The 10020-nt window shown below is 63.4% G+C and carries 11 protein-coding genes and 1 pseudogene; 5 read left to right on the plus strand and 7 right to left on the minus strand.

Annotation, left to right across the window (positions count from 1 at the left end; genetic code table 11):
• Positions 1 to 193 precede the first annotated feature (193 nt).
• Both AC5JJ1_RS04885 and AC5JJ1_RS04890 read left to right on the plus strand, forming a co-directional pair.
• On the plus strand, positions 194 to 982 hold the full coding sequence (locus AC5JJ1_RS04885; protein ID WP_495783996.1) for an SDR family NAD(P)-dependent oxidoreductase: 789 nt from the start codon (positions 194 to 196) through the stop codon (positions 980 to 982).
• Positions 983 to 1011: 29 nt separating this feature from the next.
• On the plus strand, positions 1012 to 1251 hold the full coding sequence (locus AC5JJ1_RS04890; RefSeq protein ID WP_495783997.1) for a tautomerase family protein: 240 nt from the start codon (positions 1012 to 1014) through the stop codon (positions 1249 to 1251).
• A 92-nt stretch (positions 1252 to 1343) separates the two neighbouring features.
• Here AC5JJ1_RS04890 and AC5JJ1_RS04895 read toward each other — a convergent pair whose 3' ends face one another.
• Complete coding sequence (locus AC5JJ1_RS04895) at positions 1344 to 1508, minus strand: hypothetical protein (protein ID WP_495783998.1); 165 nt, start codon at positions 1506 to 1508, stop codon at positions 1344 to 1346.
• Between the two features lie 181 nt (positions 1509 to 1689).
• Between AC5JJ1_RS04895 and AC5JJ1_RS04900 the strand changes: the two genes are divergently transcribed.
• On the plus strand, positions 1690 to 1938 hold the full coding sequence (locus AC5JJ1_RS04900; protein WP_495783999.1) for a hypothetical protein: 249 nt from the start codon (positions 1690 to 1692) through the stop codon (positions 1936 to 1938).
• 100 nt (positions 1939 to 2038) lie between these two features.
• Here AC5JJ1_RS04900 and AC5JJ1_RS04905 read toward each other — a convergent pair whose 3' ends face one another.
• The 3 genes and pseudogenes from AC5JJ1_RS04905 to AC5JJ1_RS04915 form a co-directional block, all read right to left on the minus strand.
• Complete coding sequence (locus AC5JJ1_RS04905; protein WP_495784000.1) at positions 2039 to 2767, minus strand: flavin reductase family protein; 729 nt, start codon at positions 2765 to 2767, stop codon at positions 2039 to 2041.
• A gap of 190 nt (positions 2768 to 2957) precedes the next feature.
• A pseudogene (locus AC5JJ1_RS04910) lies at positions 2958 to 3622 on the minus strand (IS6 family transposase).
• A 7-nt stretch (positions 3623 to 3629) separates the two neighbouring features.
• Entirely contained in the window at positions 3630 to 4058 is a 429-nt protein-coding gene (locus AC5JJ1_RS04915) for a transposase family protein (protein WP_495784001.1), read from the minus strand.
• A 279-nt stretch (positions 4059 to 4337) separates the two neighbouring features.
• On the opposite strand from AC5JJ1_RS04915, the gene AC5JJ1_RS04920 reads away from it, so the two are divergent.
• Entirely contained in the window at positions 4338 to 4718 is a 381-nt protein-coding gene (locus tag AC5JJ1_RS04920; RefSeq protein ID WP_495784002.1) for a transposase, read from the plus strand.
• A 174-nt stretch (positions 4719 to 4892) separates the two neighbouring features.
• Here the strand turns inward: AC5JJ1_RS04920 and AC5JJ1_RS04925 are convergent, their stop codons facing one another.
• Positions 4893 to 6500: an MFS transporter gene (locus tag AC5JJ1_RS04925; RefSeq protein ID WP_495784003.1), complete on the minus strand. Its 1608-nt coding sequence runs from the start codon at positions 6498 to 6500 to the stop codon at positions 4893 to 4895.
• The gene (locus AC5JJ1_RS04930; protein WP_495784004.1) at positions 6497 to 7621 is read right to left on the minus strand and encodes an HlyD family secretion protein; all 1125 of its coding nucleotides are present in this window, start codon (positions 7619 to 7621) and stop codon (positions 6497 to 6499) included. Before AC5JJ1_RS04930 ends, AC5JJ1_RS04925 begins: the two co-directional genes overlap by 4 nt.
• Positions 7622 to 8223: 602 nt before the next feature.
• On the opposite strand from AC5JJ1_RS04930, the gene AC5JJ1_RS04935 reads away from it, so the two are divergent.
• Positions 8224 to 9429 carry a cupin domain-containing protein gene (locus tag AC5JJ1_RS04935; protein WP_495784005.1) on the plus strand — a complete coding sequence of 402 codons (1206 nt, stop codon included), beginning with the start codon at positions 8224 to 8226 and terminating at the stop codon, positions 9427 to 9429.
• A 33-nt stretch (positions 9430 to 9462) separates the two neighbouring features.
• Here AC5JJ1_RS04935 and AC5JJ1_RS04940 read toward each other — a convergent pair.
• The coding region (locus AC5JJ1_RS04940; RefSeq protein WP_495784006.1) for a winged helix-turn-helix domain-containing protein at positions 9463 to 10020 on the minus strand (558 nt) is incomplete at its 5' end.

The following is a 10020-nucleotide window of genomic DNA, read 5'->3' on the forward strand; positions in this document are numbered from 1 at the left end:
CTATGCGCTGCTGCCAACAGCCACCAGCACGCAATAAAATTGCTTAACAGCCTCTCAGTCGGCATCCGGGCGCGCAGCATTACCAAGTTCACTCAAACCGGTGCTTGCTGACGCGACAATACCCCAGCCACGCATCTTTCCACTTTGCGCAACAGCGCTTCCCAGAATTGCGGTGTTCTACCGCGGCCTTGCGATGGCGAAGATCTGGCACATGCCCCGAAGGGCCCTGTCCCCGCAATTCAGCCGGGTCATGAGAACATCGGATGCGGTCATGAGCAGTCAGCAAAAAGTCGCCATCGTCACCGGCGGATCGCAAGGGATCGGCGCCGCCCTCGTCGAGGCCTTCCGGCGCCGAGATTACGCAGTGGCGTCAGTTGCACGCTCCGTTCCGGAGGGCATGGAGGGGGGGGTGCTTGCCCTGCGAGGCGACGTCGCCGAGCCGGAGACGGCCGAGCGCGTGATAGCGGAAACAGTGGCCCGGTTTGGGCGTATCGACACGCTTGTCAACAACGCCGGCATCTTCATCGCCAAGCCCTTTACGGAGTACTCTCGGGAAGACTTCGAGAGGAAGATTGGCACTAATCTCGGCGGCTTCTTCCACATCACGCAGCATGCGGTGCGTCAGATGCTGAGGCAAGGTTCAGGCCACGTCGTCAGCATCACGACGAGCCTGGCGGATCGGCCGACCAGTCTTGTGCCCACCGCATTGGCCAATCTCACCAAGGGAGGCATCAATTCGGCAACCAAGGCCCTGGCACTGGAATACGCAACAAGGGGTATCCGCGTGAACGCAGTCTCACCCGGCGTCATCAAGACACCGATGCACCTGCCCGAGACGCATGACTTCCTGGCCAAGCTGCATCCGATGAACCGCTTGGGCGAAATTGCTGATGTAGTGAGCGCCGTGATGTTCCTTGAAGACGCAAGCTTCGCAACGGGTGAGATACTGCACATCGACGGCGGCCAGAGCGCCGGCGCCTGACCGACCAAGGAGAGGGAGGACAGACCGCAATGCCTATCGTCACCATCCAAGTCACTCGGGAGGGGTCCGGACCCGGCCGTGACGCCGTGACCGCCGACGAGAAGGCCCGCCTCATCGCGGGCGCCAGCCAGCTGCTGCTTGAGGTGCTGAACAAGCCGCTGGACTCGACTTTCGTGGTCATCGAGGAAGTCGATCTCGACAACTGGGGCTGGGGTGGGCTTCCTGCCTTGGAATTCCGAAGGCGTCAGGCGCAACTGCAGCAGAGCTGAGGGAGGTTCGGATTCCCGACCCGCTCCATAGTGCCGCTTGGTTGGCTTGGAATAAAGATGAGTGCTATGGGGCGCAAATCAAGCGGACGGCGTCAGATGCCGACCTGCCAAGCTGCTTCCGCCCGGCTCCTGCCCTCCAGCGCAGCGGCGATCGCCAGCATCCGCGTCGCCGTCCGTGGCCTACGCTCCCGCCGCGCCAGCGCTTGCAGCCGCGTAGAGCTGGCTAGGTCGATCCGGATCTCCAGCGCGGCGCCCATGCGGCCCCTCCCTCTTGGAGCGGCAGGACCTCACGCCAGCCAGCGCCGTGGCGTCTTACCTGAAACAGTGGTTCGGCTCGCTGGTGTCAGACTTCCATTGGCTGTGATCACCCCTCGCACTCCTGTGCCTGTCTATCATTACACGTTTGAAAGTACGGTGTGCTCTCGCTGAGAGGACACCATGCTGAAACACGTCATTGTCGCACGCCATCATGGTCAGATGCAGCGGTGCTATTTTCTAGGCTACCAGGATGACGGGGAGTCTTTCGAGGCACGTTGGACCCAGGATCCCTGGAAGGCGTGCTGGATCGATGCTGCAGAAGCTGTCATCGAAGTCGAACTGCTTACCAGTCTTTGTCCTGAATACCGCCTGTGGTCATGGTCTCTGGATCTCATCGGAACATCCAATGCGGATCGCCCGGATGCATGAAAGACCCAAACCTCCATGATCACGCCTTATCCAACAACTAGTGTCTGCGATCGTTCATAAAATCCTTCATGGGCAGAACGGTATTCAATGGCTCCGAAGATTAGCGGCCCCGTCGCACCTGCTTTCGGTTCGGAATGGCCCTCGCCGCGTCGACATCGGGGCTTTTGTAGAGTGCTTCGGGGATGCAGGAGAGCCGGGAAGCATGCGCCTGCCCCGGCGCGAGGCCGTATAACTGTTGGAAGCTCATGACGAGCGGGCGCCATCTGTCCGGGTTTACCCGGTCGCAGTGCCCGTCGAGCAAAATTGCCTTCGCCAGATGTACACGTCGGATGCGAACCTCGAAAATCACCGAGCGGCCGCGAACCGCTTCGTCGTTCTCAGCAAGGTTGCCCCAGTGCTCGACTGTCGCCTCGAGGTGCACCGGGCATTCCAGCGCACGCGGCGGAGCGACCGTCTCGAATGCCACCGGCGTGAGCTCGGCCAATTCGAACTTGCGTCCTTCAAAGCGGTAGCCTCTGCCGACTTTGCCGGGTGGCGCCGGATCGGAGCCGGTGGTCAGGGCGAGGCGATCCACTGCGTCCACCTGCTCAACGGACGGCAGGTTGAGGACGCACTCGCCGGTACGCTTCAAGTTCTCCGTCGTTTTAGACGCTGTGGCCAAGCCAAGGACGCAGTGCCACCCCAGCCAGAACGCCGACGACATCGGGGCCAAGTTGAATGTGCCGTCTTCGTTTGCCGAGCTGATCAGGACAACAGGCGTGCCGAAGTACAGAATGGCCGGCTCCGCCGTTCTATGAGTTTGCGCATGCGGGAGGCTGGCTTGGCTCATCGAATCCTCGTCGCCGGTTGTGGATCGATGTAGTGGCCCTGGCCGAGACCGGGCCGCCATCCGAATCTTGCGGCCGAATGCGCGATCGGTGCGACGTGCCGGGCTGCGTTTGCCAAGCCTTGGCAGCCTCTCGGATGGATTGTGTTGCAGAGTTTGCGGCAGGCTGTGACTGGCCGCGACAAGCTTCAAATCAGGCGGTGACCTGAAACAGCTCGGCGACGAAGGTAGCATGCGCCCGCATGTCTCGTCCGCCAACCTTTCGACCCTGCCCCTTCCTGATCATCGCCATCGCCTCGTAGCCTGCCAGCGATCGTCGTGCGGTATGGAGACTGCCGAAGCCAAGCCCTGGTCTGACCAGGCGTTTCATGCGCCGATGGTCTTGTTCCAGTATGTTGTTGAGGTACTTGCATTGTCGTGGCCGCGAGCGTCGGCACAGCTCGCCGCCCTTTTTCATCTGCTCGATGGCGCATGGGTAGGCCGGGTTCTTGCCCACGGTGATGGTGCGCGGGTTCACCGTATGCGGCTGGTTCAGCGCGTTGCGGAAGAACCGCTCGCGGCCCCCGCGTCCCGCTTGGCGGAGAGCAGAAAGTCGATCGTCTGGCCGCGGCTGTCCACCGCCCGACACAGGTAGCTCCAGCGGCCCTTCATTCGAACACAGGTCTTGTCGACCCTCCACGAGCCGTAGCTCGAGCGCAGGTGGGATCGGATCCGTTTCTCGATGTCCGGCGCATAGGTCTGGACCGAGCGGACGATGGTGGTGTGTGCGATCTCCACGCTGCGGTCGGCCAACATGAGTTCGAGATCGCGGTAGGTCACCGGAAACATGAGGTACCAGCGGACTGCCCAGAGGAGCACCTCGGCCTTAAACTACCGCCCTTTGAAGAACTGATCCGGCCTCACCGAGATGACTCGCCGCCGTCTCGCCATGCCGAGGTTTGTACCTGCTCGAGGATGCTCCGCAACCTCGGAACAGAACCTCAAGCACGACCTCATGCTGATCCACCGCGCGCCAGAGGCAGTGCAACACACCATTGATCCGCAGGAAGATCTCATCGAGGTGCCGGGTGTCGCCCGGCTTCGGCCGATGTCGGCGTAGCTTCTGCGCGAAGTCGGCCCCGAACCTCAGGCCCCACTGCCGGATGCTCTCGTGAGTGACCGTGATCCCGCGCTCGGCCGAGCTCGGCTCGACGTCCCTTAGGCTGAAGCTGAAGACATGATAAAGCCATACAGCATGGCTGATGATCTCGGCCGGGAAGCGGTAGTCAGAATGGCTGGCGAGGTCGGGCTGCATACCGCCAGCTTGGCCCAGCCGCTTCGTTCAGACATAGGCCGCCAGCTTGGCAGTGCCCCGGCAGCGATCCGGCGCTGGCTGCGACGGCGACTACCCGGCTATCGCTGCCCGGGCGAAGGCGGAGGGCGGCGCCATCTTCTCGCGGGATGAGACCGGCCTGCGCTCTGATGATGTGCGCGGACGCGGTTACGCGCCCCCGGGCCGCACACCGGAGGTGCGGGTCAACTACAAGCGGGCCAACCTCGGTCTGATCTCGGTGGTGACCAACAAGGGCGAGCTGTGCTGGACGGCACGATCAAGGCGCCGGACCTGCTCCGCTTGCTCACTCGCCTGGTTCGTGACGTTGACCAGAAGGTCTTCCTCGTCCTCGGCCGCCCGCCGGTCCAGCGCTCGGCCAAGGTCCGCGACTGGCTTGTCGGGTGCGAGGCCGAGATCGAAGTCTTCTACCTCCCCGGCTACAGCCCCGAGCTGAACCCGGACGAATGCGTCAACGGCGACCCGAAGCAGGTGGCCACCGGCCAGGCGCCGGCGCGCGGCAAGGCGCAGCTGAAGCGCGCCGTTCTCAGCTACCTCCGCCGGCGACCGAAGCTGCCCGACTGCCTCCGCCGCTTATTCGGCCACAAGACCTTCCGCTACGCCGCGTGCTTCAAAACCACCTAAGCCGGATCAACAACTATGTCTAATGCCGTACAGGGGAGGGCTGATTAGGAGGGAGCTCATCCGCTTCCTCAAGCGCTTCGTGGGACGCGAGATGTTCGGCCATCTCCATCTTTCATCCGAAGCCGTCTGACCATTGCAAATCGCCGCTCGATTTTTACAGAAGCATCGGCACCCCTAAAACGGCGATGGAGGTCCGCGTCGCATGCAGGCGACCAGCGCCAGGCAGGCCAGGGCGCCCAAGGCAGCAATGGCGAAGCCGTCGGCATAGGCGAGAACGCTAGCCTGCGTGGCGACCGAGCCTGCCAGCAACTTCGCTGCCTGGGCCTGCGCGATGGCCGGATCGGCGACATGCGCGCCCAGCCGCGCCGCATACTGCGCCAGCCGGTCCGCGGTGGCGCCAGTGCCGTCGACCACATGCAAGCCGATCAGGTTGGAGTGCACCTGCTCGCGGATTCGTACGAAGGTTTGCATGAAGGCCGTGCCGATCTCGCCGCCGAAAAGCCGGCTGATCTGCAGTAGGCTGCCGATGGTCAAGGCCTCGGCGGGCACGATGCTGCGCACGACGGTCATGACGAGAGCCGTCAGGGCGAAGGATTGGCCGATCGCTTGCAGGATCTGCGAGGGCAAGAAATCACTGGTCGCCCATTGGCTCGTGAGCTCACTCGCCATGATGCAGGCAATGCCGATCAGGGCCGTGCCCGCGGCCAGCACCAATCGCCCGTCGACCCTCCGCAACAGCGCCGCAAGCGGCAACACGATGACCAGCTGCGGCAGGGCGATCCACAAGAGGACCTGCCCGACCTGGAGTTCACGGAAGCTTTGCACCGTCTGCAGATAGCTCGGGATTATATAGGCGGTCGACAGGATCATGAAGCGAAAGCCCGCCAGCACCAGCATCAGGAGCAGCAGATTGCCGCGCAGGAGGATCCGAAGGTTGAGGAAGGGGCGCGGCGTTGTCAGCTCCTGCCACAGGAAGGCGATGGTGAGCAGGCCGCCGCCGAGTAGCAGCCCGACGATGAGGCCGTTGTTCCGCCAGTCCAGGCGGTTGCCCTGGTCAAGCCCGGCGTAGAGCATAGCGAAACCCAGGCTGGCATAGGCAAGGCCCCACCAGTCGAGGTCGCGCAACAGACCCGTATTCACAGGCTCCTTCGGCACGCCGAAGGCGATTGCGACATACATGAAGGGCAGGGCAGCGCAGTACTGCCAGTAGATCCAACCCCATGACCAGTTGTCAGCAAACCAGCCTTCGAGCGAGGCGGCGACGTTCAGCGACAGCTCCGTGTTCATTGCATAGAGGGCCACGCCATAGACGACCATACGTACCGGGAGGCTGCGCACGACGAAGCTGATCGTGAGCGGAATGAAGGTGCCGGACCCGATGCCGGCCAGCGTGTTGAGAACGAGAAAGGCGGAGAGCGAACCCGTGACCGGGAGCACGAGGCAGCATGCGAAGAAGAGCACGATGCCGATCAGCAGCACGCGCCTCGCGCCGAACACGGCGCCGAGATAGGGCGAGGCGACGCCGACCAGCATCTGGCCTATGCCGAAGGTGGTGGTGATCCAGGCGCCCTCATCGAAGCCCGCATGCAACCCGCCTCGCAAATCGGCAAGGCCGAAGCTGGTCACGCGAGAGCCAAGCGTGCCCATGATGGAACCGAGGAGCACGCCGATCAGCCCGACATAGGGCCGCCAGCTTTCCACGCTCAGGCGTGGCGGTGCCTGATGGGCCAAGTCGTGCAACGCACTCCCCGCCGCACTGAATGGGCGGAGCGAGAGGCTCATCGCCGCCTGGCCTCACCTGCTGCCGTGACCTCGGCATCCGAGCCGGTATCGATGGTGGCGATGACCGACATGCCGGGCCTGACCAGAGCGCCGAGCGCGGGATTGGGCTCTAGCGTGATCTTCACGGGCACCCGCTGCACCACCTTGGTGAAGTTGCCCGTCGCATTGTCCGGCGGCAGGAGCGCGAAGGTGCTCCCGGTGCCGGGCGACCAGCTATCCACCTTGCCGGTCAGCGCCAAGTCAGGGAATGCGTCTACCGTCACTCGTGCGGGCTGGCCGATGCGCAAATGGGTCACCTGCGTTTCCTTCAGATTGGCAATGACCCAGATGTTCGGCAGTGGCATCACGGCGATGACCTGCGTGCCGATGTTCACGAACTGGCCGGGGCGGACCAGGCGCTGGCTGGTCATGCCGTCAGCCGGGGCAATGATCCGGGTGTACCCCAGGTTGTTGCGTGCGAGCTCGAGCTGCGCCTCGGCGGAGCGGAGCTGGGCTTGCAGCAGCTGCTCCTGGGTGTCGATGGCCGCGAGCAGCGCCTTCTGCTGGTCGAGCTGAGCGTTGTTAAGGGCGAGCTGCGCTTCCGTGCGTTTCTGGTTGGCATCGGCCTGCTCCACCATCTGCGGCGTGCCGGCCAGCCGGTCGCGGATCAGGTCGCGCTGGCGTTGCGCTTCCAAGGTGTACCGCAGCAGATCGGCGGATGTCGCCTGGATGGTGGCCTGCGCTTGACGCACCAGCGCCTGTTGCACAGCGCGTTGGTTGGCAATGTTGGCGAGGTTCGCCTGAGCGGCAAGCCGATTCGCCTCCGCTTGCGTAAGCTGCGCGCGGTAGTCGGACGGCTCTATCTCGACAAGCAGGTCACCCTGCCTGACTGTTTGGTAGTCCGTCGCCGCGACCCTGGCGACATAGCCGGAGATCTTTGCCGAGAGTGGCGTCAGGTCGCCGGAGATGTAGGCGTCATCGGTGCGCATGTACCGGGTCGCGCCAGTCCATCGGTTCCAGTTGTCGGCCACGACCCAGGCGATCAAGGCGGCGGCGATGACGAGGCCGAGGCGCAGAGCTTGCCAGATCCAAGGCTTGGCCCCGAGAGGCACGGCCGCGGATGCCGAGTTGGCGTCGTTCATTGCGTCGCCATACCATTTCGGCACAGCCGGGCTTTCAGCACCGGAGGTCTACGGTGAAGGGATGTTCGGTCGGCGATCGGCTCACCTATGCGGTAGGAGCGTATCATGTCGAAGCTTCCGTCCGGGTCGACCTTGGAACGATGAGCACCGCCCTCGCTGCGGAAGCGCCGATGCCCGGGCCGGCGCATCCGACCACGTTGTGTAGTGTATCGGACCGTTCTGTCGGGAGACGGTCAATTTCAGTTTCGATGCCTCCATGTGCGACTGCTCCAGCAGATTGCGTTCGCACTACACACTCGTGCCTTTGTGACACCAATCGGCTTAAGGCACCGAGGCTTTGCAGACCGGCCGCTTGCCCTGCCGCACGAGGCTGTCATCAAAGGAATTACACCTTTGCCTCATCCAGATCCCAGCGTCTTCCAAACCTCCTTCACTATGATGCACCGCAGAGTGAGGAAGAACCCGTTCCCACTCTCAATGTTGGGCTATTCGGCAATACCCGTGCGGCAAAGAAAGACCGTCTGCGCCTCTCGTCGTATCCTGCACTGGCGGTGCTGGTCCGCCCAGCGCCTATTCTTCTTTTGATAGCGGGGGAAACGGTCATGGGTATGAGGCGGCGGAACATACTAGGCGCCGCAGCGCTGGGCACAGGTGGGCTGGTTTCATTTGAGCGGATCGCTGCGGCGGCGCAGGAGGCCGTTCAGGCGTCCGATCACGGCAAGCCCGGCGAGGGCGGCTTCGGCCGGCAGTCAGTGCAGTTGCCGCCGGGCGCCAAGGTCGCTTACCACGATCCGAAGGACGTGGAGGCGATGCCGGATTTCCGCTTTTCGCTCGACGGCAATGTACCGAAGATCACTTCCGGTGGCTGGGCGAAGGAGGCCACGGTCCACCAGTTCCCCATCAGCAAAGGGATCGCCGGCGTCCACATGTTCCTCAACCCCGGCGCCTCGCGCGAGCTGCACTGGCATGCCATCGCCGCCGAATGGGCCTTCATCATCTCCGGCCGCTGTCAGACTGTGGTGCTGGAACCTTCGGGCGCCAGCGAGATCAACAACTATGTGCCGGGCGACCTCTGGTACTTCCAGAAGGGGCATGGTCATTCGATCCAGACGATCGGCGACGAGCCCTGCCACTTCATCCTGTCCTTCGACAACGGGGCATTCTCCGAACACGGCACCTTCAGCATCACCGACTGGATGGACGTGACGCCAAAGGACTTGCTGGCCAAGGAATTCGGAGTGCCGAAGGACATCTTCGACGCCTTCCCGAAGGGCGAGGCCTATATCCAGGCCGGGCCGGTCGTGCCGGTCTCCGAAGCGATGGACGCACCTTGGCCGCGTGAGTCAACGCACAAGTTCAGCCTGCTGCGGGACCGCCGGGCGGTGCGTGACTTCGAGGGCGGCCAATTCTGGCTGGCGACCATCGAGGAATTCCCGGCCTCAAAGACCATGTCCGGCGGAATCATGCTGTTGAAGCCCGGCGAGATGCGGAAGCTCCATTGGAACGTTAATGCTAATGAATGGCATTACTACCTGCGCGGCAAGGGTCAGGTGGCGATGTTCGGCTCCGGCGGCCGAGGCAAAGTGGCGGAGTTCAATCCGGGCGATGTCGCTTATATTCCAATGGGCTTCGGCCACGCCATCCGCAACACCGGGACCGAGGAGCTGGAGATCGTCCAAACCTGGGACAATCCGCGGTTCGAGGAGATCGACCTCAACAAGTGGATCGCCTCCAGCCCGCGCTACCTGCTGCAGAACAACTTCACTGGCGTCTCGGTAAACACATTGTCCAGGCTGAAGGGGGGCTGATCGCGATGGCATACGGGGCATACGGCACGGCGGCTAAATCGTACGCGTCGTGACGACCCCGCCTGACGAAAGACCCTGGGATTGAGGGCGTGATGTCAGTCTCTGGCTGACGGAGGCGGGCATGGAGGCGGAGGCAGAGACTACGAGTATCCACACAGGTGCACGTACGAGTGCTCGCAGCGAGGTGGTGACCCGCGGCGAGCGGCGCCGGCTGTAGTCAAATGAGCAGAAACGGCTGATTGTGCCGTAGGCGATGCAGCCTGGGTTGCCGCGAGGCTCCGCTACTGCCCTTCCACTGGCCGGCGCCGCCCCGGCCGCCGACGCGTCGCTGGCGGCCGTCCAGCGGCCGACAAGGCGATAGCCCCGGCCATGGTCCGTCAGCAGCAGCTCCCGGTACGGGCCGAGCGCCGGGCGGAGTGCCGCGACGTGGACTGAAAGCGTATTCTCCTGCAGGGCGAGCCCAGGCCACACGCGATGAAGCAGCTCGCCCCTGCGGACCATCTGCGCTCGGCTCTTAGCAGACCAGCGAGGATGTCGTGAACCGCCCCGGCTTCCCCAGAGGCTCCAACTCTTGAGAGGATGGAGCCACGA

It is taken from the genome of Belnapia sp. (assembly GCF_059504005.1).

Bases quoted from the DNA above. Each gene is read 5' to 3' on its own strand.
- AC5JJ1_RS04900 (WP_495783999.1), top strand. From the start codon at position 1,690: ATGCTGAAACACGTCATTGTCGCACGCCATCATGGTCAGATGCAGCGG.
- AC5JJ1_RS04895 (WP_495783998.1), bottom strand. From the start codon at position 1,508: ATGGGCGCCGCGCTGGAGATCCGGATCGACCTAGCCAGCTCTACGCGG.
- AC5JJ1_RS04935 (WP_495784005.1), top strand. From the start codon at position 8,224: ATGGGTATGAGGCGGCGGAACATACTAGGCGCCGCAGCGCTGGGCACA.
- AC5JJ1_RS04915 (WP_495784001.1), bottom strand. From the start codon at position 4,058: ATGCAGCCCGACCTCGCCAGCCATTCTGACTACCGCTTCCCGGCCGAG.
- AC5JJ1_RS04925 (WP_495784003.1), bottom strand. From the start codon at position 6,500: ATGAGCCTCTCGCTCCGCCCATTCAGTGCGGCGGGGAGTGCGTTGCAC.
- AC5JJ1_RS04930 (WP_495784004.1), bottom strand. From the start codon at position 7,621: ATGAACGACGCCAACTCGGCATCCGCGGCCGTGCCTCTCGGGGCCAAG.
- AC5JJ1_RS04890 (WP_495783997.1), top strand. From the start codon at position 1,012: ATGCCTATCGTCACCATCCAAGTCACTCGGGAGGGGTCCGGACCCGGC.
- AC5JJ1_RS04885 (WP_495783996.1), top strand. From the start codon at position 194: ATGGCGAAGATCTGGCACATGCCCCGAAGGGCCCTGTCCCCGCAATTC.
- AC5JJ1_RS04905 (WP_495784000.1), bottom strand. From the start codon at position 2,767: ATGAGCCAAGCCAGCCTCCCGCATGCGCAAACTCATAGAACGGCGGAG.